The sequence below is a fragment of the Xanthomonas sp. CFBP 8445 genome (assembly GCF_025666235.1).
GTDB classification, from domain to species: domain Bacteria; phylum Pseudomonadota; class Gammaproteobacteria; order Xanthomonadales; family Xanthomonadaceae; genus Xanthomonas_A; species Xanthomonas_A indica.
On the sequence record NZ_CP102594.1, the window covers coordinates 2,389,806 to 2,415,241 of the forward strand.

Sequence of the window (25,436 nt, forward strand, 5' to 3'; positions counted from 1 at the left end):
CGCGCATGCGCGCCGGCATCCTGCGTCGCCGGTTTCCTGGTGGCGCGCGGGGCCTCAAGCCAACAGCGTCTGCAGTGCATCGACCGAAGCCTCCGGATGCGTGCCGCGCTGGAGCTCGTACACGCCCAGCCGCTGCAACTGGCGCGCGAACAATGGCCAATGCGGCTGGCCAGCGGCATAGGGCTGGTCCGCGGCCAGGCGCGCGGCCACGTCCGCGTCGGCGACCGGCTGCAGCATCCGCTGTGGATCGGCCGCCAGGGTGGCCGAGACGAACACCGCCGCGACCAGGCGCAACGGTGCCTGGGCCAGGCGTCCGTCGCCGTGGCGGATGTCCACCTCGTGCTTGAGCGCCCCGCTGCGGCGGCGGATCAGCGGCGCCGCGGCAATCCAGGCGCGGGTCTGCGAGTCGAGCAGACGCAACAGCTCCGGCCGCAGGTGCAGGAAGTTGCCGATGCCGGTAGCGAGCAGGTACTGCGGTGCGACGAACAGGGCGTCCTCGGCGAGGAACTCCAGCCCGCGCAGCAGACTGTGCAGGGCCAGCGTCGACTTGCCGGCGCCGCTGCCGCCGAGCAACAGCACGCCGCGGCCATCGCGGCCGACGCAGGCGCCGTGCAGCGGCACCAGGTGCATGCCGCGCGCGGCCAGGACGAACACCGCGAATTCGATCAGTTCGTAACGCACATGGTAGGCGTGGGCGAGCATGTCCTCGGACACCACCACCAGCGCCCTGCCCTGCTCGGGCACCAGCACCACGTAGTTGTGCGCATCGATCACCCCGCTCAGCACGCCGGCGCCGGAATGGGTCTGCACCGGCGGCGGCTCCACCGCCAGCGCGTAGGGTGCGTCGCTGCGGTCCACCAGGGTCAGCTCAATGCGGAACGAAGCGCTCTCCGGCAGGCGATGCGCCGGTACCGCGCCGAAGGCCGCTTCCACCAAGGCCAGCAGCGCCGGACTGTTGCTTTCGAAGTGGAAGCGGCCGCCGAGCAGTTGCTTGCTGAGCGTGTGCGGGCGCCGCAGTCGAGTGTGGAACGGATCGCAGGCGCCGCCAGCAGCGACGACGGGCGTGGCGTGGTCGCTGGCCGCCGCGTCCAGGACACGCAGGGTCGATCGCGGCATCGGAGAAGAGTCGCTTGAGGGGATGCAGCGTGGGTGCGCCTGCCGCAGCCAAAGGTTGCGCCGGCGGCAACCACGCGGCGCGCAACCAAACGACGCAGCCCCGGCACCTACCGCCACGGCCACCTGCGCGCGGCCATCGCTGCATGCGCCCTTCCCCCGCGGCGCCGAACGAGACCTTCCGCCGATGCTCAAGATCCAGGTCAGCCACTCCTACTTCCTGCGCTACGACCCCAAGCAATGGGAACGCGGAAAACCGTACCCGCCGCTGGCCACGCTGCAGGTGGCGGCGCTGCTGCGCCAGCACGGGCACCACGTGACGCTGTTCGACGCGATGCTGGCCGAGGGCGTGGAGGACTACAACGACGCCGTGCGCACACAGCAGCCGGACCTGGTGGTGGTCTACGAGGACAACTTCAACTTTCTCACCAAGATGTGCCTGAGCCGGATGCGCGAGGCCGCGTGCCGGATGATCGCCGAGGCGCGCGCCGGCGGTAGCCGCGTGATCGTCGCCGGCTCCGACGCATCGGACCATCCGGAGGCATTCCTTGCCGCCGGTGCCGACGCGGTGCTGATCGGCGAAGGCATCGCGGCCTTGCTGGAACTGGTGGCGCGCCTGCAGGCGGAGCCGGACATCGACCCGGCGCGCTGGGTGGCTGGCCTGGCCGAGGTGGCCAGTGCGGTGCTGCCGCAGCTCAAGCGCGCGCAGATCGGCGCGCGGCCGCCGGATCCGCGGCTGTCGGTGACCGCGGCCTGGGACTTGCTGGACATCGCACGGTACCGTGCGTTCTGGCAGCAGCGGCACGGCCATTTCAGCCTGAACATGGCCGCCTCGCGCGGCTGCCCGTTCCGCTGCAACTGGTGCGCCAAGCCAATCTGGGGCAATCACTACAAGCGCCGCGAGGCGCAGGACGTGGCCGCGGAGATGACCCAACTCAAGCGCAACGTCGCGCCCGATCATGTGTGGATGGCCGACGACATCTTCGGCTTCCACGTCGACTGGGTGGAGGAGTTCGCCGACGCGCTGGCCGCCGCCGATGGCGCGGTGCCCTTCACCATCCAGACCCGCGCCGACCTGTGCAGCGAGCGCATGACCGCGGCCCTGGCGCGGGCCGGTTGCCGCGAGGCCTGGATCGGCGCCGAGAGCGGCAGCCAGCGCATCCTCGACAAGATGACCAAGGGCACCGACGTGGAGGGTGTGATCGCCGCACGCCAGCGCTTGGGGGCGCAAGGGATTCGCGTCGGCTTCTTCCTGCAGCTGGGCTACCTGGACGAACAGCTGGAGGACATCCTCGCCACGCGCCGGCTGGTGGCGCAGGCGCGCCCGGACGACATCGGCGTCAGCGTGTCCTATCCGCTGCCCGGCACCGTGTTCTACCAGCAGGTCAAGGATCAGCTCGGGCGCAAGACGCATTGGCAGGACAGCGACGACCTGGCGATGATGTTTCGCGGCGCCTACGACTCGGCGTTCTACCGCCGGGTGCGCGACCTGCTGCACCGGCAGGTGGACCTGCAATGCCGCGAAGACGCGGCCCCGGCGCACGCGCAGGACTGGGCAGTGCTGGACGCCGACTGGGCGGCGCTGATCGCGCGGGAGGCGCAGCATCGGACCGAGGCGCCGCCCGCGCAGGCGGAAAAAGTGCTCGACGCTGGCGGCCGCCGCCGCATTCCGCTGGTGCAACGCGCATGACCGACGTGGCGACGTCATCGGATCCGGCCGTGGCGGCCGACCTGCCGACAGCCGCACCGGCGGCGGCGCCCGCGTCACTGCCGCTGCGGCGCATCGGCCGCGGCCTGCGCCTGGCCACCGAGACCCTGGCGCACGAACTGGCGCGTCCCGGCGGGCCGATGCCGACCTGGAACGGCCTGCACTGGCAACTGGCCGCGGCGGCGGCGGTGGCGCATGGCGTGGCGCCGTTGCTGAGCGGGCGCTCGCAGTGGCAGGACCGGCGGTGGCGCGCCTTCCTCGACGCACAGCGCGAGCACGTGGCGCAGCGCTACCAGCGCATCGACGCACTGCTGCAGCGGATCGACGCCCTGGCGCAGACCGCCGGCCTGGCGATCGTGCCACTGAAGGGTGCGGCGCTGCATGCGCAAGGCCTGTATCGGCCGGGCGACCGGCCAATGGCCGACATCGACCTGCTGGTGCGTCCGGAGGACGCCGAGCGCGCAGCGACGCTGCTCGGCGCACTGGGCTACGTGGCCGAGTTCGCGCAATGGAAGCACCAGACCTTCCGCCCGGCACAGGCGCAGGCCGTGGCCGCGCTGGGCGAGCACCGCGATACGCCGATCAACATCGAACTGCATGTACGCATCCAGGAGCGCCTGCCGCTGCGCACCGTCGACCTCGGCACGCAACTCCTGCCGCGCGACGGCAAGCCCGGCTTGCGTCCCTACCCGAGCAACGGCGCGCTGATGCGCCATCTGCTGCTGCACGCGGCCGGCGGGCTGTGCAGCCGCAGCCTGCGGCTGATGCACCTGCACGACCTGGCCCTGCTCGCCCCGCACATGCGCGCCAGCGACTGGCAACTCGTGGCCGGTGCCGACGCCTGGTGGGCGTGGCCGCCGCTGCGGCTGATGTTGCGTTACTACCGCGCGGCGATTCCGCCGGCGGTCCTGAAGCAACTGCGTGCGCAATGTCCGCCGCTGTTGCGGCTGCGCGCACGCGGGCTGGACCTGACCGCGGCGTCGTGTTCGCAACTGTGGCTGCCGGCACTGCCGGGCATCGAATGGGCACGCTCTGGCCGCGAAGTGCTGGACTATCTGCGTCAGCGCCTGCAGCCCTCGGCGGAAAGCCGGCAGGAACGTGCCGAGATGATCCGCACCCAACTGTGGTTGCAGGGCCAGGACTGGGTGCGCCTGCCGCAGCGCCGCCGCGTGCTGCAGCGGCTGCTGCACCCGGTGCCGCGGATGGACACGCTGTACGCGGTGCGGACCGCGCTGCAAGGCTATGCGCCGTCGTCGGACTGACGCTCGCTGTCACCAGGGAGCGCGGTGAACCGCCGTTGTAGGCGCGGCTGCAGCCGCGCCACGCGTCACCGCTGATGGCTGTCGCGGCTGAAGCCGCTCCTGCAAGACAAGTCGATACGACCGGATTCGTCGCGAACGCGCGTTGTCCTGACGCCGCGCTGCGCGTCAACCATTCCGCACGGTGCGTCGGCCATCGGCGTTGCGTGGTGCGCACACACGCTGGTACAGCGCGGTGAAGCCGCGCACGCTGCAGTCGGCATCCTCGCGCACGGCCCGGCATTGCGCCGCCCAGGCCAGGCGCAGGCGCAGTTCGTCGTCGCTGAGCACCTGGCGCAGCGCATCGGCCAGCCCGGCCCAGTCGCCGACCGGTACCCCCAGCGCCGCCGATGGCGCCCACTCCTGCAGATGACCGACCGAGGTCCCCACCGTCGGCACCCCGGCCACCGCCGCTTCCAGCAGCACCAGCGGCCCGGCCTCGTGCTGCGACGACAGCACCAGCAGATCCGCCGCCTCCACCAGCGGCCGCAGGTCGCGCTGGGTCTTGAAGCCGAGGAAGCGCACGCGCTCGCTCAGGCCCAGCGTGGCGGCCAAGCGCTGCATCGCACCGTCGAGCGTGTCCACGCCGACCAGATCGATGCGGAAGTCGACTCCGGCGCGGGCCAGCGCAGCGAGGGCGCGCAGCAGGGTCGGCTGGTCCTTGACCGGGTTGAGGCTGGCCACGTGCAGCAGCCGCGCCGGCCCGTCCCCACGCGGGCGCGGCGCGCGCGGCGGCCAGGTGCGCAGGTCCACGCCCAGCGGCACGCGTTCGGCGGCGATGCCCAGCGCCTGCAGGCTGTCGAGGATGGGCGCGCTGGCCGCGGTGACCGCGTCCGCCAGCCGCAACACCAGCGCCTCGCGCAGCCGTCCCGGCCATTTGCGCCGGCCGCCGTAACCGATCGCGTGCAGTGCGACCAGTTCGCCGCCGGCGATGTGCACCAGGCTCGGGCGCCGCAGCCAGCGCGCCGCCGCCACCGCGATCAGGCTGCAGTGGCCGGAGAACAGCGACTGCACCGCGTCGAACGGCGCGCGGCGGTGTTCGGCGCGGATCGCCGCGATCGCGCGCCAGCGCGTGCGCGCCGCGCCGATGTTGTGGATGCGCGCGCCCAGTAGCTCCCACTGCGCCGGCAGCGGTTCCTGGTGCAGCACGAACACGTGCAGGTCGTGCACGCGCGCCAGGCGCTCGATGAGGCTCAGGAAGGCCGGAATCACCCGGTACTCGCCGCTGCGGTCGACGCCGCCCGGCACCACAAGGGCCAGCTTCATGGCGCGCTCCGCGGCGCGGCGCCGAGCAGCTGCGCATAGGCCCGTGCCCAGCGCCGCCCCACCGCCGCGAACGACAACTGCGCATCGAAATGCGCGCGCACCAGCGCCCGCGATGGCCCGTCGCGTGATGACCGCAGTAGTGCAGCTGCCAGGCGTTCGGTGTCGCCGCAGGGCCACAGCGCCCCGACCCGGCCGCCATCGCTGAGCGCACGGAACGCCGGAATGTCGGTCAGCACCGGCACCGCGCCGCAGGCATAGGCTTCAAGCGCGGCGTAGCCGCAGCTCTCGGCCAGGCTGGCGGATACGAACAGGTCGGCCGCACGCATCATGGTCTGGATCTGCGCGTGCTCCACCCTGCCCAGCAGGTGCACGCGGCCGGCCAGGCGCGGATCGGCCTGGATGCGCTGCTGCACCATCGGCAGCAGTGGCGCAGTGCCGAACGCGCAGAACAGCTGCAATCCGGGCAATTGCTCGCTGGCCCGGGCCACCCCTTCGAGCACGGTGAGCGGATCCTTGCCCTCGCTCAGATGGCCGACCCACAGCACGCAGGGCGCGCCGTGCAGTCCGCTGTCGCGGCGTGCCTGGTCGCGCTCGCCGGGAGTGAAACGACAACTGGATTCGGGAATGGCGAACAGGCGCGTGGACCCGGCGAACAACCCGGCACCGACGAAGCCGCGCGCCAGGTCCAGCGAAGTGAAGGCGATGCCGGCCGCCGCCGCGTACCAGCGCCGCCACTGCGGTCGCCGCCACCAGCGCGGTGGGCGATTGGCGTGGTCCTGCAGCAGGATGGGCCGCGATGGCTGCCAGCGCGCCAGCGTCGCCGCCTCGCGCGCGAACTGCAGGCCGTGCACGTGCACCACGTCGGCGTCGAGTTCGGCCAGCAATGCGGCGACGCGCCGCAGATGGCGCCGGCGCCCGGCATCGGCACGGCGCAGGAAGTGATAGTCGACACCGTTGCGCCGCAACTGCGCATCGAGTGCGGCGGTCTGGATCACCGACACGCGGGTGCCCGCGCTGGCCACCGCCTCGGCGATATCGGCCAACGACGGCCACCTCGCGAATGCCTGGTCCGGCGTCACCCCGTCCGGCAGCGGCACGAAGTTGAGCTGCACGGCATGCACGGTACGGGCGGCGGTGCCGGCCATGCTCAGATTCCGGACACCTGCGGCCGGTGCAGGCGCACCAGCCGGTTGGCCAGGTTCAGCTCCCACGGCCGGTCGTAGCGCCGGTAGCGGTAGCGCCAGGCGGCCAGCGCGCTGAGCCCGCGCTTGGCCCAGCCCGGCGAGCGCTGGTCCTGCGCAGTGGGATAGCGGCAGCCGAGCACGGTGACGAAATCGCGGATGCGCTGGCGCAGCGCATCGGTGAGCCAGGGCGCATCGGCGTGGCAGGCGTAGTCCACCCACTGCGGCTGCGCCCATTCCTCCGGCGTACGCGGGAACTGCACCGGCACGCCGTCGCGATCGAGCAAGGGCATGCCCGCGCGGCGGCCGCGGTCCTTCTCGTGGCGGCTGCTCTCGGGCAGCGGGGTGTACACGTAGACGATGATTTCCGACTGCGGGTTGATCCGCTTCAGCTCGCGGATGAACTCGAAGGTCTGTTCGGTCTCGCGCTCGCTGTCCTGCGGTGGCGCGACCATGAACGACAGTTCGGGGATCACCCCGTTGCGCCGGCACAGCTCGGCCACTTCCAGGGTCTGGTCCGGCCGCGTGCCCTTGCGGATCTCCTTGAGCATCGCCCCGCTCGGCGACTCGGCGCCGATGTAGGCCATGCGCAGGCGGCTCTTGCGCACCAGCTTCCAGGTGCTCTCGGACAGGTTGAGCAGCGCGTCCGCGCGGGCATAGCACCACCACGGCAGTTCCAGCTTCGCCATCACCTCCAGCAGCGGAATCATGTCGGCTTCGCGGTCGAAGAAGTTGTGGTCGAAGAACTGGATCGAATCGGCGCCCAGGCCGTACTTCAGATACCCAAGCTCGCGTTCCAGGCGTGCCGCGGTCGGCAAGGCGGTGGCGCCGCCGAACATCGCCGCCACCCCGCAGAAGGTGCAGCGGAAGCGGCAGCCCAGCGCGGCCTGGTGCGAGGCGGTGCGGCGGCCGAGGAAGGTGCGGCCGAGATAGCGGCGCGGCTCGCCGAGCTTCTCGTACGGCAGCGACGGCAGCGCGTCGCCGCGCTGGAAGGCGCGGTTGCGGTTGTGCACCACGGTGCCATCCTGCTTCCAGGACAGCCCATCGACCTGCGCCAGCGTCGGCCCCTCGCCGCGCAAGGCGGCCAGCAGTTCCGGCAAGGTGTCCTCGCCCTGCGCGCGGATCGCGTAATCCACGTACGGCGCGGCCAGCGCGGTGTCCGGGTACAGCGTGGGGAAGTAGCCGCCCCAGACGATCGGCAGCGCCGGGAAGCGTGCGCGGATGGCCTGCGACAGTGCGATCGACGGCGCCAGTTGCGGCCCGCCCATCACGCTGATGCCGACCGCGTCATAGTGCTGCTCCTGCAGCGCCTGCAGGCTGCGGTCGATGAAATCGCGGTCGACGTTGCCGTCGATGATGCGGCTGTCGCCGTGGCGATCCAGCGCCGCCGCCAGGTTCAGCAGCGACAGCGGGAAGCGGGCGCTGGACGGCTTGGTGATGGTGGGATTAACCAGCAGCGTGTTGGGTGTGGAGGACATACCGGGCGAACGCAGGACGGGGGTCACGGCAGCCGCCGCAGGCGCAGCACCAGGGCCACCGGCACCTGCAATGCAGCGGGATCGAAATGGGCGCCGGCGGGAATGTCCGCCCGGTCGAGCATCGGTTCGCTGACGGCGTCGATGGCCAGCCCGAGCGCGGCACAGGCGGCATGCCAGTGGCTGTACAGATGCTGGGTGTGATGCACCGCGTAGCGCTGGCCGCCGGCCTTGAAGTCGCGGCGCCAGCCCAGCGCCGGGCCGATCGGGTGCACGTCGCTGCACAGCACCCAGCCGCCCGGCCGGGTGACGCGGTGCAGTTGCGCCAGGGCCGGCGGCAACTGCGGCAGATGCCCCAGCGCCAGCGCGCAGAGACTCAGGTCGACGCTGGCGTCGGCCAGCGGCAAGGCCTCCAGGCTGCCCTCGCGCAAGCTGCAGCGGCCGCCATCGACGTCGGCCAGTTCCTGCGCGGCGCGCGCCAGCATCTGCGGCGACAGGTCAACGCCGGTGACATGCGTGGCGCCCCGCTGCAGCGCATGCAGCAGATAGCGGCCGCTGCCGCAGCCGGCATCGAGCACGTGCCGCCCGCGCAACGACGGCGGCAGCAACGCCAGCATGGCGCGCTGTTCGGCCTGCATCACCGGGTTGTGCGCCTGCGCCGGGTAGCTGTCCGCCCACAGCGCGTAGGCGGCGAGCGGATCGAGGGTCGGCACTGCGCTCATGCCTGGCACGCCTGCTGTAGGTCCGCCGTGCATGAACGCGGCGGCGCAACCTGAAGTTCCAGGCCCGGCTCCAGCGCCAGCAGCTCAGGATCGGCCAGCTCCGCGGCCAGCAGTTTGGGGGCCCCGTCCAACGTCACCGACACCGCGTCCACACCGACGGCGGCGAACCACGCGGCGAAATCGGGATCGGCGATCCGTGGCCGCCCGTCGCGCACCACTGCACGCAGTGCGCTGCGCGGCAGCCCGACCAGGCTCCGGGCCGGCGCGCCGCCATGGTCGGCGACGATCACCAGATCGGCATGCGCGCCCGGGCCCAGATGGCCGCGATCCGGCAAGCGCAGGATGTCGGCGGCGGCGTTCGTGGCCAGGCGCAGTGCCTGGGACGCGTCCAGACCATGGGCGGCGGCCAGGCGCAGGTCGTCGAGCAGGTCGCGGCCACCGCTGACGCGCGCATCGCTGCCCAGCGCCAGGCGTCCCGCGGCGTTCAGGCGCTGCGGGTCCAGGGTGCGTCCTAGTAGCGTCAGGTTGCTGCTCGGGCACCACACCACGGCTGCGCCGCGGGCGAGCACGCGCGTGACGTCGTCCGCGCCCAGGCCGACGCCGTGGATCAGCACCGTGTTGCCGGCCAGGTAGCCGCGCCGCTCCAGCTCGGCGAGTTCGCCGGCGGCCGCCGTGTCGGTGCCTTCGGCCAGGTGGATCATCCAGGGCCACCCGGCGGCGGACGCCGCGGAGAAGCTCTGCGCCAGCGGCGGGCCGTAATCGGGGCCATGCAAGGTATAGCTCCAGCCGAACTCGCGCAGCAGCGCCACCGGGAAGTCGGCCGCGTCCAGCGCCGCATGCCAGGGATCGTGGTGGGCCACGCAGGTCACCCCGGCCAGCAGGTTCTTCAGCCCGCCGTGGCGCAGCCGCAGCGGCTTGGGCAGCGTCAGCGCGGCGGCCACCGCCGCAGTGCGGAAATGCGCGGCGAAGGCGTCGATCCAGGCGTAGCTGTTGGCGAACGGCGCGGCCTGCGGCAGCGGCGGTACCGCATTGACGTGCAGATGGTCGTGCGCGTTGATCAGGCCGGGCAACACCAGGTGCCCAGGCAGGGCGATGCGCAGCGCGGTCGGCGCGGCCGCCGTGGCGATGCGGCCGTCGCGCAGCGCCAGCGGCGCGTGCATCGCGCCGGCGGCATGCGCGACGCGCACACCGTCCAGGCAGACGTCGACGGGGGCGGCAGGCACGGCCATGCTCAGCGCTTGCGCATCACGATCAGGAAGTGATCTCCCATGTCGCGCAGCAGCGGCCAGCCGCCGATGCGGTCGTCCAGACGGCCCAGCGCCTCGCCCAGGCGCGGGTGCCGCTGGTAGTGGTCGACCAGGTACGGTGGCGGCAGGCACAGGCTGAGCGCGCGGTACGACTCCAGCGCGAAGTGCGGCGCGAATGCGCGGTAGAACTCGCGTGGCAGGTAGTACCAGGTCCAGATCGTGTGGCCGTTCATGCCCACCGCGGTGGCGCCACGCGCGGCGCGGACGGCGGCACGGCGCAGCCGCCCGCGCAGCAGATAGTGGCCCAGCTCCCACGGACACAGCCGGCCGATCACCGAAAACACCAGGCGGCCGTCGCGACGCAGCAGCCGAGCGCAGTGGCCGGCGACCTCGGGCAGGTCCGGCGCGCAGTTGAGCGGGCCGAAGTTGGAGTACATGCCGTCGAACTCGCCGTCGAGCAGGTCCAACTGCTGGATGCCGACATGGGCCACGCTGAGCCGCCCATGCAGGCTCGCATCCTGGGCGCGGCCACGGGTGCGTTCCACCATCTGCGGCGACCAGTCGGTGGCCAGCACGCGGTAGCCGCGCTGGGCGAAGGCATGCGCGTCCAGACCGGTGCCGCAACCCAGGTCGACCAGGCGCGAGCCGACCGGCAACTGCGTGCCCACCGTGTCCCACAGGGTCTTGCGCATGCGCTGGATCAGCGCGTTGTTGCCGCGCGGGCCATCGTAGTCGGCGGCCACGCTGTCGAAGGCGCGCTGCGTATCCAGCAACCGCACCGGGTCCAGAGTGGTCGTGTGCGCCGCGGCGCCCGCCTTGCCATTCGCTGTCACCTGCCCTGTCTCCACTGCCCTGCCCTTGTCGGAATCCACGCGAACCCATCGCGTGGTGGTGCAGGTAGGTGCGTCGGTCGTGCCGTTTGGTTGAATCGGCGGGCTGCCGTCATGCGACGGCGTGCGCCCGTGAAGGCCGCGCCTGGCGCCGGCGCAGTGCGTTGCGCGCCACCGCGGCCAGCACGCCGCCGCCGAGCCCGGCCAGCAGGGCCGCCGCCAGCACCAGCACCGGATTGGGGAACGCCGCGCGCGGCGGCACGTAGGTCTGCCAGGGCGCCGAGGTGTCGTAGGTGTAGCGGGCGCCGAGCCGGCCGAGCAGATCCTCGCGCTCGGCCTTGAGGCCGCGCAGCGTGGTGGTCTTCTCCGACAGCAGCATGTTGCCGAGCAATTGCTGCTCGACGCTGCCGCGGCCATCGCGCTGCTGCTGCAGCAGGCGCTCGCGCTCGGCCTGGGTGGCGGCGATGTCCGCGGCCAGTTCCTGCAACCGCGCAGTGGCCTGCTGCAGCGGCCCGGCCTGGATGCGCCGGTGCAGCGCCTGCAGCTGTGCGATGGTGGCCGCGGCGAGTTGCCGCGCCTGCTGCGGCGATTCGGCGCGCAGGGTCAGCTGGATCAGGTTGGCGTACGGGTCCGGGTCCAGCTTGAGGCTGTCGCGGTACAGCGCAGCCTGGCGGCTGTCCGGCGCGACGCCGGCGCTGTGCAGCACCTGGTCCTGGAACAGCCGCGTCTTGATCCGGTCGATCACCCGCTGGAACGGCTCCAGCTTGGGGTCGCGCCCGGACGGGGTCGGGCCGAACTCGCCGACCTGCACCCAGGCGGTGGCCTGCCACTGGCGGGTTGCGCCGTGCAGGAACAGTGCCGCCAGCGCCAGGGCCAGCAGCAGAGGCAGCAGGCACCAGCGCCATTCCCGTCGCAGGATCCGCCACAGGTCGATCAGGTAGATTTCGTCTTGGGGCATGGCGGTGTCGGTCATGGCAGCGGGGATCTCGGGGAAACGGAAGGCAGGCCCGCGGCCGGTACGGCGCAGCGGCGGTTCGGCAGCAAGGCGCTGCAGGCATGCAGCAGCAGGCACAGCGCGACGAAGCCAGCATTGGTCCAGGTGAAGGCCTGCGGCGCGAACGACGACATCACGCAGGCGTAGGCGATGCGCAGGAACACCAGCAGGTTGAACAGCGCCACACCGCGGCCAAGCAGGCGCACGCTCCATAGCAGCGCCGCGTACAGGGCCAGCATCGCCGCCAGCGCGGCGCCGGGGCCGCCCGCCAGCAGGAACGGCAGGAACTCGGTGCCGACATTGATGTTCGGCGCATCCAGCGGGATGCCGGTGCCGGCGGTGGCGATGGAACCGCTCAGCGGCACCAGCTGATTGACCAGGAAACTGGCGTTGGCGTAGCCCTTGCTGAGCAGCGCGCCGAAGTTGTACGGGCCGGCGCCGATGTACAGCAGCAGCCACTTGATGCCCTGCGGCGCGGCCCGGTACAGCGCGCCGAACGGCAGCGCCACCGAGTCCAGCGAGCCGGAGCGCAGCGTGCCCAGCAGCGAGAACGCGGCGGCGGCGGCGCACAGCAGCGCCAGCACCCGCTTCCACGGCAGCGGCCGCGCCGGCTCGCGGCGCAGCAACAGCAACAGGCCGACACTGAACACCGCCGCGAACAGCCGGTTGCGGTCGATCACCAGCACCGGGAAGGCGAAACCGGCCAGCAGCAGCGCGTTGCGCACGCTGCGCGCGCGCACGCACAGCAGGCCGATCGGCGGCAGGATCCAGCACATGTTCGACACATGCCGCACGTGCGCCTGCAGCGGGCTCAGGTCGGCGTAAGCCGAGGGGTCGTGCAGCAACGGGATCGGGAACAGCAGCAGGTCCAGCAGGCAGAACAGCCCGACTGCGGCAGCCAGGCCGAGCGCGACGAAGGCCTCGCGGGTGCCGGCGTACTCGCGCGCCCGGAACGCCGCCAGCGGCGGCAGGCGGATGCCGAGCAGCGCATCCAGCGCCAACGTCGCCAGCGCCACGGCGGCCAGCAGCGCGATGCCGGCGAGATAGCCCGGCGGCAGATCGAACGTCAGCAGGGTCAGCGCGCAGCTCAGCAGCAGCGGCAGGCCGAAGTAGGCCGACGGCAGGCGCAGCAGCCGCTTCATGCGCGTTCGGCCAGCGCCGGCCGGCCGCCCTGGTGCAGCCGCGCCAACAGCGACAGCCACGCATGCGCCAGCAAGTGCCCGCCCAGCGCCAGCGGGCTGCGCCGCAGGAACGCGATCTTGGCGGCGATGTAGTGCGCCTGCGCGTGCAGCAAGGTACGGCAGGCCGGATCGAACAAGCGCGCGCGGCGCAGCGCGACCTGCCGCGACTCGGCCAGGTTGGCCAGGCGGCTGGGCAGGTGCCGGGTGCGGCTGGCGTTGTGGTCGTGCACGCGGTAGGCGCACACCGCCACGTCCAGGAAGCCCAGGGCGTCTCGCGCGACCAGGCGCAGGAAGAAATCCCAGTCCTCGATGCGCAGGCCTTCGTCCCAGGCCGCGCCCGGCTGCAGCGCTCTGCGCCGGACCAGCGCCACGGCCCCGCTCACCGCCCAGTGGCGGATCACCGCGCGGCGGATGCCGGCCTCGCTCAGGTACAGGCGTTTGTCCACGCCGTGCAGGTCGCGCATGCTGCTCTGGTGCACGGTGCGATCCTGCGCGTCGACCACGATGGCATCGCCGATCACCGCCGCCTTGTGCGGATGCGCGCCCAGATACGCCACCTGCACGCCCAATCCGCCCGGCAGCAGATAGTCGTCGCTGGCGCCCAGACGCAGGAACTCGCCGCGGGCCATCGCCACCAGGTGGTTGAGGGTGGCGGCGATGCCGAGGTTCTCGCGCGGCCAGAAGCGCACGTGCAGCGTGTCGCCATGCTGCGCGATCCACGCGGCGATGCAGTCGGCGGTGCCGTCGCTGGAGCCGTCGTCGACGATCACCAACTCCTTGTTCGGGTACGGATCCTCCAGCACGCTGTCCAGGCAGCGCTGCACGAAGCGCGCGTGGTTGTAGGCCGGGATCAGGATCGACACCAGTGGCAGCGTCGGCGGCGTGTGCGGTACGTCCATCAGCCCAGTCCTCGCAGGTAGCGGCGCACCACCAGCACGTTGAACGCCAGGTACAGCGCGTAGTTGCAGGCGAACGCGTAGGCCGCGCCGATCAGGCCCATGTGCGCGGTGAACAGCACCACCAGGCCCAGGTAGCTGGCCGCGAACAGGCATTCGGAGAGCACGAACAGCCGGGTCATCGCCTTGGCCAGCATCAGGTAGGACAGCACGAAGGAGGCGATCTTGAGCACGTCGCCGAGCAGTTGCGGCGCGTACAGCGGCAGCGCGGCGGCGAAATCGGGCGAGAACAGCAACCGGGTGATCCAGCCGCGGCACAGGTACACCGCCGCCGCAGCCACGATCACCGCCGGCAGCACGTAGCGGTAGGCGCCGCGCAGTTCCTGCAGCAGCGCGCCACGCGTCTGCAGCGCCGCCAGCTTGGGCAGGTAGTAGACATTGATGGCGGTGGTGAAGAACAGCAGATAGGCATCGGAGACGCGGCTCACCGCCTGCCAATAGCCGACCTGCTGCCAGCCGAACTGGCCGGCCAGGTGGTCGCGCACGCCGATGTTGACCAGCAGCGGCAGCAGTGCCGAGGCCAGGGTCATCGTCGAGAAGGCGGCCAGCCGTCGTACCATTGCGGGATCGAAGCGGATGCGCAGCATCTCGCGGCGGAAGTACGGGCTGCGCCGCAGTGCGGGCAACCCGGTGCACAGCCAGGCCACCTGCCCCAGCACCAGGCCGAGCAACGCCCCGTGCAGGCCCATGCCGTACGCCAGCGCGGCCACCAGCAGCACGCTCAGCACCGCGCCCACGACCTGGATGAAGGCCAGCCGGCGTACGTCCATGAAGCCGTTGACCACCGCCAGGATGTAGTTGGCCAGGGCGATGCCGAGTTGCGCCACCGCCAGCACGCAGATCAGTGGCTGGTACTGCGCGTCGCCGAGCAGGCGATCGGCGATCAGGCGGCTGCACAGCAGCGCGGCCACGCCCATCGCGCAGGCCGCGACGCAGGCATAGCCCAGTGCGCTGCCGAGCAGCCGGGCCAGCGCCGGCGCATCGTCGCGGTACTCGGCCACGTACTTGACCACGCCGGCGCCGATGCCGCCGCCAGCCACGACCGCCAGCAACGACATCAGGCTGGTGAACTGGCCGAGCCGGGCGACCCCGGCCGGGCCGGCGTACACCGCCACCAGCTTGAGTACCAGCAACGCGGCCAGCAGCTTGGCCGCGGTGGCCACGCCGCTGTACACGCCGCTGCGCAGCACGTTCATGCCGCCCCGCCGCCGAAACGCTGGCATGCGTCGATCACCTGCGCCACCGCCGCATCGTCCAGGGTGGGACCGATCGGCAGGCTGAGCACTTCGGCCGCCAACTGCTCGCACAGCGGCAGCTGCAGCGCGGCCAGTTCCGGATAGGCCGGCTGCCGGTGCGGCGGTGTCGGGTAATGCACCAGGCAGTGCACGCCGTGCGCCTGCAGGTGCTGTTGCAGCGCATCGCGCTGCGCACAGCGCACCACGAACAGGTGCCAGGCATGCGCGGCCGGGTCGGCCACCTGCGGCAACGCGATCCGCGGATGCGCGATGCCGTCGAGGTAGCGCTGGGCGATCGCGCGGCGCGCGGCGATGTCGGCATCCAGATGGTGCAGCTTGACCCGCAACAACGCCGCCTGCAGCTCGTCCAGGCGCGAGTTCACACCCTGCAGCAGATGCCGGTACTTGATGTCCGAGCCGTAGTTGCGCAGCACCCGGATCTGCGCCGCGAGCGCGTCGTCGTCGGTGGTCACCGCGCCGCCGTCGCCGAGCGCGCCCAGGTTCTTGCCGGGAAAGAAGCTGAAGCCGGCGGCATCGCCGAAACTGCCGGCGTGACGGCCGTCGCGACGCGCGCCGTGCGCCTGCGCCGCGTCCTCGAGCAGCAGCAGGTCATGCCGCTCGGCGATGCTGCGCAGCGCGGCCATGTCGGCCAGCTGCCCGTACAGGTGCACCGCCAGGATTGCCTTCGTGCGCGGGCCGATCGCCCGTTCCACCTGCGCCGGGTCCAGATTGAAGCTGGCTGCCTCCGGTTCCAGCTGCACCGGCCGCAGCCGGTTCTCGCTGATCGCCAGCAAGCTGGCGATGAAGGTATTGCCCGGCACCAGCACCTCGTCGCCGTCGCGCAGCCGGCCCAGCGCACGGTAGCCGCGCAGGATCAGGGTCAGCGCGTCCATGCCGTTGCCGACGCCGATGGCGTGGGCGGTGCCGCAGTAGGCGGCGAACTCGCGCTCGAAGGCCTCCAGTTCCTCGCCCAGCACGTACCAGCCGGAATCGATCACCCGCGCCGCCGCGGCCTTCAGCTCGTCGGCGTAGCGCGCGTTGCTGGCGCGCAGGTCGAGGAACGGCACGCTGGCCGGCGGCAGGCTCATTGCAACTCCCAGCGGTAGAAATCGTGCACCACGGCGCGCGCCCCGAACCGTTCCTTCTGCTCGACCAGGCCGGCGTTGAGCACCTGGCCCTGCTGCTCGGTGGAGATGCCCAGGCTGAGGACGTCGCGCTGCGCGTAGACCTGCTCGATCAGCTCGGCCAGCAGCAGGCTCAGCGCATCGGCGCGGCGGCCCTGTTCCGAACAGGCCAGGTATTGGGTGTGGACAACGTGGCCGAAGTCGTACACCAGCGTGCCGGCCAGCAGCTCCGCGCCGTCGCGGACTTCGTAGGGCACGATCTGCGCCGGGAAGCGTGCGCACAGCAGGCGCAGTTCCTCCAGGCTGTGGGTCGGACGCGCATCGTGGCGTTGCAGCACTTCGCCCAGCAGCGCGTGCAGCGGCGCCGGGTCGTCCACGCGCTGCACGCGCAGCCCGGCGCGGCGCGCCTTGGCCACCGACCGCTTGCGCGCGGCAGCCATGCGCGGCGGTTGGCGTAGCGGCACCGCCGAAGACAGGTCGCGGCGCTGCAGGCGCGCGCCGAGCCGGTGCAGCGCGTACAGGTCCTCTTCCGCGGGGCTACGGTGGAACAGATGCGGCACTGCCTTGTACAGCAGCGTGCGCACGCCGGCGTCGCGATAGTGCGCCGCGATGCGCTCGAGTGCCTCCAGCGTCGCCGTCGCGCGCAGCGCATGGGTCGACAGCAAGCCGGCATAGCTGAGACCGGCATGGCTGGCCACGGCATCGCCCTCGCGGTTGGCCGGGAACACCGCCACCGGCGTGCCGGCGTGCTCGACCAGCAAGGAGGCGTCGACGAAGCGCGTCGCGTGGTAATCCATGTAGCCGCGTCGATGCAGCAGATTGCCATTGCGCGAGGCCGCCACCACGGCATCCCACGTCGGCGCATCGGCCGCGGTGTAGGGCCTAACCGACAGCATCGGCGTCCTCCCAGACCATGCCGGCGGGCAGCACCGCTTCGGCCACGCCGAAGCCATCGCGACCCATGTCGTTGCCGTTGTAGAACAGCAGCAGGCGCCCGCCATGGCGGATCAGTGCCGGGTAGCACAGCGTGCGTGCGTCCCAGCCGTTGGCCGACAGCGGCAGGCCCAACGCGGCGTCGCAGCGCTGCCAGTGGCGGCCGTCGTCGCTGACCGCCATGCCCGGCAGATAGGCACCGTCGCGGCTGCCGTGGGTGAAGAGCATCACATGGCGGCCATCGTACCGGTACACCCGCGGGCGGCCGATGCGGTACTCGTCGCCCTGCGGCTGCAGGCAAAGCGTGTCCTGCCGTGGAATCGCCTGCAGGTCGTCGGTTTCCACGCAGCGGATGTGGTAGCGCGGGTACGGCGTGCCGCCGATCCATTCCCAGTCGTCGCCGACCGCGTACCACAGCCGCCAGCGGCCATCGCGATACCGCGCCGAGTGTACCGCGGCGATGGTGCTGCGGCCGGGCGCGCGGTCCAGCAGCGGCGTGTCCTGGCGGCGCTGGAAGGTGTCGCCGCCGTCGCTGGACACCGCCAGGCCGGTAAAGGCCAGGAACTTGGCCCGCGCCACCTGCTGGAAGCCGACATAGAACATGTACAGGCCGTCCGGCCCGTGCACCACATCGCCGAGGATCATGCCGTTGTCGTCGAAACAGCCGGCGCGGCCGATGTCGAGCACCGGTGCGGCGCTGACGCCGAGCACCCGGGTCGGATCGTCGGCGCGCACGTCGACATAGCCGATGCGGCTGATCCCGGCATGGTCGCGGAAGCCGGCGTAGATGCGCAGGCGCTCGGCATCCAGGCGCAGCGGCGTCGGCGTCAGCGCCGAGTGTCGCATCCAGCCGCCGACGCCGTCGCGTGCGGTGTCGAACACCAGGCCGCGTTTGTGCCAGGCGAACATGCGCCTCACAGGTCCACGTCGAAGCTGGACTTGCCGGCCACCGCCCGCGCCGGCGCACCGACGTAGATGCGTCCGGGCTCGGTGTCGCGGGTCAGCAGCGCACCGGCGCCGATCACGTTGTCGGCGGCGACCTTGACCCGGTCGCTGAGCGTGGCATTGACCCCGACGAAGCTGCTCGCGCCGATCTCGCAGTAGCCCGAAATCACCGCATGCGAAGCCAGGAACACATGGTCGTGGAGGACCGTGCGGTGGCCGACGTGGTTGCCGCTCCACAGGATGCAGTTGGCGCCGATGCGGGTGAACGGCTGCAGCACGTTGTGCTCGAACACGAAGCAGTGCTCGCCCAGTTCCACGTTGCGCCACACGAACGCCTGCGAGCTGACGTAGCTGGCCATGCGGTAGCCGCGACGCTTGGCGTCCAGGTAGAAGCGCGTGCGCAGCCGGTTGAGGCCGCTGGCCGGAATCGCCACGAACACGTCCACCTGCGACGGCGGATAGCGCTGCTCGAGCGCCTCGTAGGCCACCACCGGCAGACCGGCCAGGGTCGGCGTGGCCAGGTAGTCGCGCTCCACGCTGAAGGCCAGCACTTCGTAGTTGCTGTCGTGGGTGAAGTATTCGCAGGCGATCTGCGCCAGTTCGCCGGCGCCGACGATGACCAGGGGACGCGCCATGGCCTAGGCCTCCTGCCGGCGCACGCCCGCGGCTTCGCGTAGGAACTCGTCGTAGTCGAAGATGTAGTCGGCCGGGTCGTAGGCCTGGTCGGCGAGCACCATCAGCACGCAGTCCTCGCTGAAGTCGTACAGATCGCGCCAGACCATGCTGCCCAGCAGCAGGCCCTGCCGCGGGTCGTCCAGCACCACCTGCACCGGGCCGCTGCCGTCGTCGAGCAGGAACGACACCGACCCATGCAACGCCACCGCCAGTTGGTTGAGATGGCGATGCGCATGCTGGCCGCGGTGTACGCCGTTGCGGGTGGCGAACAGGTAGTACACGCGGCGGATGTCGAAAGGTACGTCGCGCTGTTGTTCCAGCGCCACGAGCTGGCCGCGCGCGTCGCCGTGCGTCCGCAACTGGATTCGTTCGATTGCCATCAGAGTGCCCGACCCGGGCTCCGCATCGGAGCGTCCAGGCTGAGTGCCGCGCGTCCGCGGAAAGGTTGCGCACTCGCGACGCGCACCGGCGACGCAACCTTTCGCCGCAGGGCCGGCACCCATCGACGACCACCGCTGCCGCGATGCCGAGCCGCATCGCGCCGCGGGCCCCCTCGTCGCCTCCAAGGACACCGCGTACCGCCATGACCTCCCCCACGCCGGCCGCGCCGACACCGCCCGTTTCCCCCGCTGCCGCGTCGGCGGCGTTGCCGCGGCCGATGGTCTGGCTGCACTGGCTCACCGTGCTGTGCCTGGTGCTGGCGGCGGGGTTGATCCTGCTGCGCGAGGAAGTCGAAGGCCGCATGTGGCGACAGTGGCTGCTGGAAGGCCACCGCCACTTCGGCCTGTTCGTGCTCGGCCTGTTCTGCGTGCGGGTCGTGTTGCGGATGCGCCTGGGCAAGCGCCACGACGCGGACGCCGGCTCGGCGCTGATGCGCTTGCTGGCCGGCGCCACCCACGTGGTGATGTACGCACTGCTGCTGACCCTGCCGGTGCTGGGCTGGGCACTGAGCCAGTCGATGGGCAAGCCGGTGCATCTGTTCGGCGCCACCCTGCCGGAGCTGGTCGCGCCCGATCCCGATCTCGCCGACACCTTGGGCGCCTGGCACGTGGACGCGGCCTGGTTGCTGCTGGGCCTGATCGTGCTGCACATCGGCGCGGCGCTGTGGCACCACCTCGTGCGCCGCGACGCCGTGCTGCAACGGATGCTGCCGTTCCTGCGCCGCCGCTGAGTCGATTCGCCCCTCCCCCGCTTCCGTCCGTCGCCGCACCCACCCGCCAAAGGACTTTCCGCATGCACCAGGCCCCGTCGTCCCCCTCCACCTTCTCCCGCAGCGACAGGACGCGCGGCGCCGAGCAGGCGCTGCTGTGGTCGGCGCTGGGCTCGCTGCTGCTGGTGCTGAGCCCGCGCGCCGCCGCGGTGCCGGCGTTCGCACGGCAGACCGGCTCGTCCTGCGCCGACTGCCACATCGGCGCCTACGGCCCGGCGCTGACCCCGTACGGCATGCGCTTCAAGCTCGGCGGCTATACCGACAGCGACGGCAACGGCACCAAGATCCCGGCCTCCGCCCAGCTCACCGCCAACCGCAGCGTGCCGGCGCGCGGCGAGAGCCGCACCCGCTTCAGCGAGGCCGACCTGTACCTGGCCGGGCGCATCACCGACAACGTCGGCGGCTACGTCAAGGTCGCCACCAGCAACAACGGCAAGAACGACTACACCACGCGCCTGGACAACGTGGACCTGCGCGCGGTGTTCAAGCGCTTCCAGCTCGGCGGCAAGGACACCCTGCTCGGCGTCAGCGTCAACAACAATCCCGGCAGCCAGGATCCGATCGGCATGCTGCCCAACGCCTCCGGCCTGGGTCCGGCCTCGGCCTATGCCAGTTCGACCACCCTGCTCAACCAGTCGTCGCTGTCCAACCGGGTGATCGGCGCCAGCGTCTACGGCCTGTACGACCGCAACTGGTATGGCGAACTCGGCACCTACACCGCGCTGCCGGTGTCGACCCAGGACGATCTGGGCTACGCCGTCGGCGGCGATCCGGGCAAGCTCAGCGACACCGGCTACCTGCGCCTGAGCTACATGAAGGACCTCAAGCGGCAGTTCTTCTCCGCCGGCGTAGTCGCGCTGACCACGCGCCGGCAGCTGCCGCGCAGCACCGGTCCGCGCGACGACTTCACCGATCTCGGCTACGACCTCAACTACCAGTTCCTGGGCACCCGCGAGCACATCCTCAAGCTCGGCTACCTCAACATCTACGAGCGCCGCCGCTACGGCAGCGCGCTGATCGACCCGACCAATCCGGCCGTGGCCGGCCCGCGCCGGGCCAACGTGCGCGACCAGTCGATCAGCCTCAACTACACCTACAAGCAGAGCTACAGCCTGCTGTTGGCGCACTTCATCAACACCGGTTCGGACGATCCGTTCCGCTACCGCCCGTACGGCGCGCCGGACACCACCAGCAACCTGATCAGCGCCTCGTGGGCGCCGTTCGGCAAGGACGACAGCGTTTCGTCGATCTCCAACCTGCGCCTGTCCGCGACCTGGTTCCGTTTCAGCAAGTTCAACGGCAGCACCGGCAACGTGTTCGGTGCCACCCCGGTCACCCGCCCGCGCGACCTCAACCAGTTCGCGCTGAGCCTGAGCCTGGCCTTTTGATTCCCCCGCATGGAGCTTCCCCCATGAAACGCACCAATGCCCTGCCCCTGTGCACCCTGCTCGCCGGCCTGCTGCCGCTGGCCGCCGCGGTGGCGCCGTCCGCGCATGCCGCCGGCGGCGCGCCCGGCGCCGGCGTGTTCGCGAGCGAATGCGCCGAATGCCACAGCGCCGCGCCGGCCAAGAACAAGAAAGGCCCGACCCTGTTCGGCGTGGTCGGGCGCCGCGCCGGCAGCGTGCCCGACTACGCCTATTCCGACGCGATGAAGCAGAGCCAGTGGACCTGGAGCGACGACACGCTGCGCAGCTACCTGTCGCAGCCGGCGTCCAAGGCCCTGCCCGGCGGCAAGATGAAGTACGACGGTCTGGACGATGCCAAGCAGTTGCAGGACCTGATCGCCTACCTGCACAGCCTGCATTGAACTGGCTGCCCGATCCGGTCATATTCGGCGCCCGACGGGCCGGCCATCGCGCCGCGCCCGTCCCCGATTCCTGACCTGCGAGCCTTAAGCCACCGTGCGTTTGCCCTGCCGCCCTCGGCGCATCGCCCCTGCCTCCCGCCGCCTCCCTGCGCCGCGGAGCGGAGCGGGCCGCGCATGCTGAGCGCCCGCATCGGCGGGACCGCCGGCGCGGGCCGGCGGTCACGGCGCGCAGGTGCCGGCGTGGCACTGGCGGTGGGCCTGGCGCTCGCCGCGCTGCACGCCCCGGTCGCCACGGCCGGCGATGTCGGCGGCGCCGCCGGGATCAGCTCGCAACTGGTCGACCGCGGCATCGCCGTGACCCGCAGCACCCCGACCCTGCAGGGCGCGCTGTTCTGGTTGCCGGCGCCGGGCTGGTCGCTGAGCGGCGCGGCCAGCGTGGCGCTGGATGCGCCGGGCAAGGTGCTGATGGGCAGCGTCGGCCTGTCGCGCAGCTGGACCCTGTCCGACAGCTGGCAACTGCAGGCCGAGGCGCTGCTGTACCGCTACCCTGGGTCGCGCGCCAACCGCGTGTTCAACCGCGACGAGGTCAGCCTGGGCTGGAGCTATCGCGACCGCCTGAGCCTGTCGCTGGCCGCCTTCCGCATGCCCGACAGCAGCCTGCAGCAGCGCTGGTACGGCGCGCTCGACCTGACCGCGCACCAGCCGCTGGCCGGCCCGCTGTCGCTGTCGGTGGGGGCCGGCGTCAGCCAGGCGCCACCGGCCCTGTACGGACTGGAGTACACCGCGCACTATCGCTACGGCCACGCCGGGCTGATCTGGAACGCCGGGCGCTGGAGCGTGGAGGTGGACCGCGTGTTCAGCAACGCCCGCACCGGCTATGCCGACCGCGGCCTGTGGCCCTGGGTGGCCAGCCTCTCCCGCAGCTTCTGAGTCGAGCGCAACCTTTCCGTGCCGCCCCGGCACATACCGGTGCCCGTTGCCACACCTGCCCCCATGAACGACACCGACCTGCTCGGCGATGCCACCGACCGCATGCTGCTCCGGCGCATGGCGGCCAGCGACCGCGAAGCCCTGGCCCGCCTGTACCGCGCCTACCACGGCCGCCTGTGCCGGTTCCTGTCGCGGCTGACCCGGCGCCCGGACATCATCGAGGAAGCGATCAACGATTGCTTCTGGATCGTCTGGCAGAAGGCCGGCGACTTCCGCGGCGACTCGCAGGTCTCGACCTGGATCATGGGCATCGCCTACCGCTGCGGGCTCAAGGCGATCCGCCACCACAGCGACGATGCGATCGACGACGGGGCGATGGCCGAGGACCACGCCGCGGCCGCCGACCCGGACGAGGATCGCGAGTTGCGCGACTGGCTGGGCAAGGGCCTGGAGCGCCTGTCGGCCGACCAGCGCCTGGTGGTGGAACTGGTCTACGGCCTCGGCCACAAGCTGGAAGAGGTCGCCGCGATCATGCAGTGCCCGGTGGGCACCATCAAGGCCCGGCTGTTCCATGCCCGGGTCAAGCTTCGCAACGTGCTGCCGGGATTGGCCGGCGGCGCGTCCACGCTGACGGAGAGCGCGTGATGAAATCGGGCTTCAACGAGCCAGGCAACGAGTGCGCGCACGCCTGGGAACTGATGCCGTGGGTGCTGCAGGACAGCGCCACGGAACAAGAAAACGCGTGGCTGGTGGCGCACCTGGCCAAGTGCCAGCACTGTAGCGCCGAGTTCGCCCAGCAGAGCCGCCTGCGCATGGCCATGACCCTGCCCAGCGACGTGCCGGTGGACGCCGAGGCCGGGCTGCAGCGCCTGCTGCAGCGCCTGGACGCACCGGTCCCGCAGGCGCCGCCGCAGCGCCGCCGCGCCAGCTGGACCACGCGGGCGCTGGTCGCCGCCGCCCTGCTGCAGGCGATCGGCCTGGGCGTGCTGGGCCTGCGCCTGTCCGCCGAGCACGAGCGCAGCACTGCCTACCGCACCCTCAGCGACGCCGCGCAGCCGCTGGCGGCCGACGCGATCCGGGTGGTGCCGGATGCGCGCATGACCCTGGCCGACTGGGACGCGCTGCTGCGCAAGCTGCAGCTGCGGGTGATCGGCGGCCCCAATGCGGCCGGCGCCTACACCGTGGTGCCGACCCAGGCTGGCGCGGCGGCGCAGCCGCAGCGCAGCGTGCAGCAGTTGCGCGCCACCGCCGGCATCCGCCTGGCGGAGCCGATCGCCGCGCCATGAAGCTGCATCTCGCCAGCCTGCTCGTCGCCTGCCTGGGCCTGGGCGCCTGCGCCCACGCCGCGCCGACGGCGGTCGCCGATCCTGCGGCCGCGGCCAAGGCGCCCGGCCTGGATCCGTCGCCGGCGCTGGACAGCCAGCGCCAGATCGTCCTCGCCGTGGCCAACCCGATGGCCGCGCCCAGCCGCCACGCCGGCTCCAACCTGCTCGGCTACGCTTCGGCGCGCTACTACGGCGCCGGCACCCAGGCGGTGGCCACCCTGGACGCGCTGAACAAGCGCTACGGCCTGCGCCAGGTGGCCGGCTGGCCGATCAAGGCATTGGGGCTGTACTGCGTGGTGCTGGAGCCGGCGCCGGGCAGCGACCGTGCCGCGCTGCTGGCGCAATTGGCCAGGGACGACCGTGTGGCGCTGTCGCAGCCGCTGCAGGATTTCGGCACGTATTCGGCCGACAGCCAGGCCGCCGCGCCGGCGCAGCCGCTGCGCTACAACGACCCCTACGTGGACATGCAGCGCGGCTTCGCCGCCACCAATGCGGCCACTGCGCAGGCGCTGAGCCAGGGCCAGGGCGTGGACGTGGCGATCGTCGACACCGGCGTGGACACCGCCCATCCGGACCTGCGCGGGCGCCTGCGCAACACCCGCGACCTGGTCGCCGCCGATCCGGGCGCGTTCAACCGCGACCACCACGGCACCGAGGTCGCCGGCATCATCGCCGCCGGCAGCAACAATCACCTGGGCATCGTCGGCATCGCGCCGAAGGCGATGCTCGACGTCTACAAGGCCTGCTGGTATCCGCAGCGGCCCGGCGCCGGCGCCGGCTGCAATTCCTTCACCCTGGCCAAGGCGCTGGCGGCGATCGGCGACACCCGCACCCGCATCATCAATCTCAGCCTCGGCGGCCCGGCCGACCCGCTGCTGCGCAAGTTGCTGGAACACCTGCTGCGCGATGGCCGCATCGTGGTCGCGGCGATGCCGCCCAACGGCCGCCTGGACGGGTTTCCCGACGGCATTCCCGGGGTGATCGTGGTGCGCAGCAGCGCCGCCACGCCGGCGCCGCCTGGCGTGCTCAGCGCGCCGGGCGAGGACATCCTCACCACCCAGCCCAACGGCGGCTACGACTTCACCTCCGGCTCGTCGATGGCCACGGCCCACGTCAGCGGCGTGGTCGCGCTGCTGCTGGCGCTGGCGCCGCAACTGGACGCGCGCAGCGTGCACGACCTGCTGCTGCGCACCAGCCGCCAGCGCGACGGCCTGCTGCAGGTGGACGCCGCCGCTGCGGTGCAGGCGCTGCCGCGCAGCGCTCCCCTCGCCCGCTGAAGGC

25 protein-coding genes are annotated in these 25,436 nt (G+C 71.6%); 9 read left to right on the top strand and 16 right to left on the bottom strand.

The window, feature by feature from the left end; all coding sequences use genetic code 11:
• Nucleotides 1-54: 54 nt before the first annotated feature.
• Nucleotides 55-1,116: a phosphoenolpyruvate carboxykinase (ATP) gene (locus NUG21_RS10155; RefSeq protein ID WP_263392983.1), complete on the bottom strand. Its 1,062-nt coding sequence runs from the start codon at nt 1,114-1,116 to the stop codon at nt 55-57.
• 184 nt (nt 1,117-1,300) lie between these two features.
• Between NUG21_RS10155 and NUG21_RS10160 the strand changes: the two genes are divergently transcribed.
• On the top strand, nt 1,301-2,803 hold the full coding sequence (locus tag NUG21_RS10160) for a B12-binding domain-containing radical SAM protein (RefSeq protein WP_263392984.1): 1,503 nt from the start codon (nt 1,301-1,303) through the stop codon (nt 2,801-2,803).
• A complete protein-coding gene (locus NUG21_RS10165) occupies nt 2,800-4,083 on the top strand; it encodes a nucleotidyltransferase family protein (protein ID WP_263392985.1) in 1,284 nt (427 codons plus the stop codon). The genes NUG21_RS10160 and NUG21_RS10165 overlap by 4 nt, the downstream gene beginning before the upstream one ends.
• A gap of 165 nt (nt 4,084-4,248) precedes the next feature.
• On the opposite strand, the gene NUG21_RS10170 is transcribed toward NUG21_RS10165, so the two are convergent.
• The 15 genes from NUG21_RS10170 to NUG21_RS10240 form a co-directional block, all read right to left on the bottom strand.
• Nucleotides 4,249-5,385: a glycosyltransferase family 4 protein gene (locus NUG21_RS10170; RefSeq protein ID WP_263392986.1), complete on the bottom strand. Its 1,137-nt coding sequence runs from the start codon at nt 5,383-5,385 to the stop codon at nt 4,249-4,251.
• On the bottom strand, nt 5,382-6,530 hold the full coding sequence (locus tag NUG21_RS10175; protein ID WP_263392987.1) for a glycosyltransferase family 4 protein: 1,149 nt from the start codon (nt 6,528-6,530) through the stop codon (nt 5,382-5,384). The genes NUG21_RS10170 and NUG21_RS10175 overlap by 4 nt, the downstream gene beginning before the upstream one ends.
• Before the next feature lie 2 nt (nt 6,531-6,532).
• Complete coding sequence (locus NUG21_RS10180) at nt 6,533-8,044, bottom strand: B12-binding domain-containing radical SAM protein (RefSeq protein ID WP_263392988.1); 1,512 nt, start codon at nt 8,042-8,044, stop codon at nt 6,533-6,535.
• Nucleotides 8,045-8,067: 23 nt separating this feature from the next.
• Nucleotides 8,068-8,763, bottom strand: a complete 696-nt coding sequence (locus tag NUG21_RS10185) for a class I SAM-dependent methyltransferase (RefSeq protein ID WP_263392989.1) — start codon at nt 8,761-8,763, stop codon at nt 8,068-8,070.
• On the bottom strand, nt 8,760-9,992 hold the full coding sequence (locus NUG21_RS10190) for an amidohydrolase family protein (RefSeq protein WP_263392990.1): 1,233 nt from the start codon (nt 9,990-9,992) through the stop codon (nt 8,760-8,762). Before NUG21_RS10190 ends, NUG21_RS10185 begins: the two co-directional genes overlap by 4 nt.
• A gap of 2 nt (nt 9,993-9,994) precedes the next feature.
• Complete coding sequence (locus NUG21_RS10195) at nt 9,995-10,843, bottom strand: class I SAM-dependent methyltransferase (protein WP_263392991.1); 849 nt, start codon at nt 10,841-10,843, stop codon at nt 9,995-9,997.
• Between the two features lie 109 nt (nt 10,844-10,952).
• The gene (locus NUG21_RS10200) at nt 10,953-11,798 is read right to left on the bottom strand and encodes a Wzz/FepE/Etk N-terminal domain-containing protein (protein ID WP_160947236.1); all 846 of its coding nucleotides are present in this window, start codon (nt 11,796-11,798) and stop codon (nt 10,953-10,955) included.
• A gap of 11 nt (nt 11,799-11,809) precedes the next feature.
• Complete coding sequence (locus NUG21_RS10205; protein WP_263392992.1) at nt 11,810-12,976, bottom strand: hypothetical protein; 1,167 nt, start codon at nt 12,974-12,976, stop codon at nt 11,810-11,812.
• The gene (locus NUG21_RS10210; protein ID WP_263392993.1) at nt 12,973-13,914 is read right to left on the bottom strand and encodes a glycosyltransferase family 2 protein; all 942 of its coding nucleotides are present in this window, start codon (nt 13,912-13,914) and stop codon (nt 12,973-12,975) included. Before NUG21_RS10210 ends, NUG21_RS10205 begins: the two co-directional genes overlap by 4 nt.
• Nucleotides 13,914-15,167, bottom strand: coding sequence for an O-antigen translocase (locus NUG21_RS10215; RefSeq protein WP_263392994.1), 1,254 nt, complete (start codon nt 15,165-15,167; stop codon nt 13,914-13,916). Before NUG21_RS10215 ends, NUG21_RS10210 begins: the two co-directional genes overlap by 1 nt.
• A complete protein-coding gene (locus tag NUG21_RS10220) occupies nt 15,164-16,294 on the bottom strand; it encodes a DegT/DnrJ/EryC1/StrS family aminotransferase (protein WP_263392995.1) in 1,131 nt (376 codons plus the stop codon). Before NUG21_RS10220 ends, NUG21_RS10215 begins: the two co-directional genes overlap by 4 nt.
• Nucleotides 16,291-17,226, bottom strand: a complete 936-nt coding sequence (locus NUG21_RS10225; protein ID WP_263392996.1) for a GNAT family N-acetyltransferase — start codon at nt 17,224-17,226, stop codon at nt 16,291-16,293. The genes NUG21_RS10220 and NUG21_RS10225 overlap by 4 nt, the downstream gene beginning before the upstream one ends.
• Nucleotides 17,213-18,172, bottom strand: coding sequence for a glycoside hydrolase family protein (locus NUG21_RS10230; protein WP_263392997.1), 960 nt, complete (start codon nt 18,170-18,172; stop codon nt 17,213-17,215). The genes NUG21_RS10225 and NUG21_RS10230 overlap by 14 nt, the downstream gene beginning before the upstream one ends.
• Nucleotides 18,173-18,177: 5 nt before the next feature.
• A complete protein-coding gene (locus NUG21_RS10235) occupies nt 18,178-18,843 on the bottom strand; it encodes an acetyltransferase (RefSeq protein WP_019798042.1) in 666 nt (221 codons plus the stop codon).
• Nucleotides 18,844-18,846: 3 nt separating this feature from the next.
• A complete protein-coding gene (locus tag NUG21_RS10240; RefSeq protein ID WP_019798041.1) occupies nt 18,847-19,263 on the bottom strand; it encodes a sugar 3,4-ketoisomerase in 417 nt (138 codons plus the stop codon).
• Nucleotides 19,264-19,541: 278 nt separating this feature from the next.
• Here NUG21_RS10240 and NUG21_RS10245 point away from each other — a divergent pair, with 278 nt between their 5' ends.
• From NUG21_RS10245 to NUG21_RS10275, 7 genes are all read left to right on the top strand, one after another.
• Nucleotides 19,542-20,054, top strand: coding sequence for a cytochrome b (locus NUG21_RS10245; protein ID WP_317852489.1), 513 nt, complete (start codon nt 19,542-19,544; stop codon nt 20,052-20,054).
• Nucleotides 20,055-20,116: 62 nt separating this feature from the next.
• Nucleotides 20,117-21,481 (top strand): cytochrome C, encoded by a 1,365-nt coding sequence (locus NUG21_RS10250; RefSeq protein ID WP_242083420.1) that lies wholly within the window; start codon nt 20,117-20,119, stop codon nt 21,479-21,481.
• 23 nt (nt 21,482-21,504) lie between these two features.
• The gene (locus NUG21_RS10255; protein WP_263392999.1) at nt 21,505-21,900 is read left to right on the top strand and encodes a c-type cytochrome; all 396 of its coding nucleotides are present in this window, start codon (nt 21,505-21,507) and stop codon (nt 21,898-21,900) included.
• Between the two features lie 240 nt (nt 21,901-22,140).
• Nucleotides 22,141-22,830 (top strand): hypothetical protein, encoded by a 690-nt coding sequence (locus NUG21_RS10260; protein ID WP_263393000.1) that lies wholly within the window; start codon nt 22,141-22,143, stop codon nt 22,828-22,830.
• Between the two features lie 63 nt (nt 22,831-22,893).
• On the top strand, nt 22,894-23,475 hold the full coding sequence (locus NUG21_RS10265; protein WP_242083424.1) for an RNA polymerase sigma factor: 582 nt from the start codon (nt 22,894-22,896) through the stop codon (nt 23,473-23,475).
• Nucleotides 23,475-24,116: a zf-HC2 domain-containing protein gene (locus tag NUG21_RS10270; RefSeq protein ID WP_160947225.1), complete on the top strand. Its 642-nt coding sequence runs from the start codon at nt 23,475-23,477 to the stop codon at nt 24,114-24,116. Before NUG21_RS10265 ends, NUG21_RS10270 begins: the two co-directional genes overlap by 1 nt.
• A complete protein-coding gene (locus NUG21_RS10275; RefSeq protein WP_263393001.1) occupies nt 24,113-25,432 on the top strand; it encodes a S8 family serine peptidase in 1,320 nt (439 codons plus the stop codon). Before NUG21_RS10270 ends, NUG21_RS10275 begins: the two co-directional genes overlap by 4 nt.
• The last annotated feature ends 4 nt before the right edge of the window (nt 25,433-25,436 follow it).

Bases quoted from the DNA above. Each gene is read 5' to 3' on its own strand.
- NUG21_RS10165 (WP_263392985.1), top strand. From the start codon at position 2,800: ATGACCGACGTGGCGACGTCATCGGATCCGGCCGTGGCGGCCGACCTG.
- NUG21_RS10215 (WP_263392994.1), bottom strand. From the start codon at position 15,167: ATGAACGTGCTGCGCAGCGGCGTGTACAGCGGCGTGGCCACCGCGGCC.
- NUG21_RS10155 (WP_263392983.1), bottom strand. From the start codon at position 1,116: ATGCCGCGATCGACCCTGCGTGTCCTGGACGCGGCGGCCAGCGACCAC.
- NUG21_RS10275 (WP_263393001.1), top strand. From the start codon at position 24,113: ATGAAGCTGCATCTCGCCAGCCTGCTCGTCGCCTGCCTGGGCCTGGGC.
- NUG21_RS10180 (WP_263392988.1), bottom strand. From the start codon at position 8,044: ATGTCCTCCACACCCAACACGCTGCTGGTTAATCCCACCATCACCAAG.
- NUG21_RS10185 (WP_263392989.1), bottom strand. From the start codon at position 8,763: ATGAGCGCAGTGCCGACCCTCGATCCGCTCGCCGCCTACGCGCTGTGG.
- NUG21_RS10175 (WP_263392987.1), bottom strand. From the start codon at position 6,530: ATGGCCGGCACCGCCGCCCGTACCGTGCATGCCGTGCAGCTCAACTTC.
- NUG21_RS10200 (WP_160947236.1), bottom strand. From the start codon at position 11,798: ATGCCCCAAGACGAAATCTACCTGATCGACCTGTGGCGGATCCTGCGA.
- NUG21_RS10225 (WP_263392996.1), bottom strand. From the start codon at position 17,226: ATGCTGTCGGTTAGGCCCTACACCGCGGCCGATGCGCCGACGTGGGAT.
- NUG21_RS10160 (WP_263392984.1), top strand. From the start codon at position 1,301: ATGCTCAAGATCCAGGTCAGCCACTCCTACTTCCTGCGCTACGACCCC.
- NUG21_RS10270 (WP_160947225.1), top strand. From the start codon at position 23,475: ATGAAATCGGGCTTCAACGAGCCAGGCAACGAGTGCGCGCACGCCTGG.
- NUG21_RS10250 (WP_242083420.1), top strand. From the start codon at position 20,117: ATGCACCAGGCCCCGTCGTCCCCCTCCACCTTCTCCCGCAGCGACAGG.
- NUG21_RS10240 (WP_019798041.1), bottom strand. From the start codon at position 19,263: ATGGCAATCGAACGAATCCAGTTGCGGACGCACGGCGACGCGCGCGGC.
- NUG21_RS10220 (WP_263392995.1), bottom strand. From the start codon at position 16,294: ATGAGCCTGCCGCCGGCCAGCGTGCCGTTCCTCGACCTGCGCGCCAGC.
- NUG21_RS10210 (WP_263392993.1), bottom strand. From the start codon at position 13,914: ATGGACGTACCGCACACGCCGCCGACGCTGCCACTGGTGTCGATCCTG.
- NUG21_RS10170 (WP_263392986.1), bottom strand. From the start codon at position 5,385: ATGAAGCTGGCCCTTGTGGTGCCGGGCGGCGTCGACCGCAGCGGCGAG.
- NUG21_RS10230 (WP_263392997.1), bottom strand. From the start codon at position 18,172: ATGTTCGCCTGGCACAAACGCGGCCTGGTGTTCGACACCGCACGCGAC.
- NUG21_RS10245 (WP_317852489.1), top strand. From the start codon at position 19,542: ATGGTCTGGCTGCACTGGCTCACCGTGCTGTGCCTGGTGCTGGCGGCG.
- NUG21_RS10255 (WP_263392999.1), top strand. From the start codon at position 21,505: ATGAAACGCACCAATGCCCTGCCCCTGTGCACCCTGCTCGCCGGCCTG.
- NUG21_RS10235 (WP_019798042.1), bottom strand. From the start codon at position 18,843: ATGGCGCGTCCCCTGGTCATCGTCGGCGCCGGCGAACTGGCGCAGATC.
- NUG21_RS10190 (WP_263392990.1), bottom strand. From the start codon at position 9,992: ATGGCCGTGCCTGCCGCCCCCGTCGACGTCTGCCTGGACGGTGTGCGC.
- NUG21_RS10265 (WP_242083424.1), top strand. From the start codon at position 22,894: ATGAACGACACCGACCTGCTCGGCGATGCCACCGACCGCATGCTGCTC.
- NUG21_RS10205 (WP_263392992.1), bottom strand. From the start codon at position 12,976: ATGAAGCGGCTGCTGCGCCTGCCGTCGGCCTACTTCGGCCTGCCGCTG.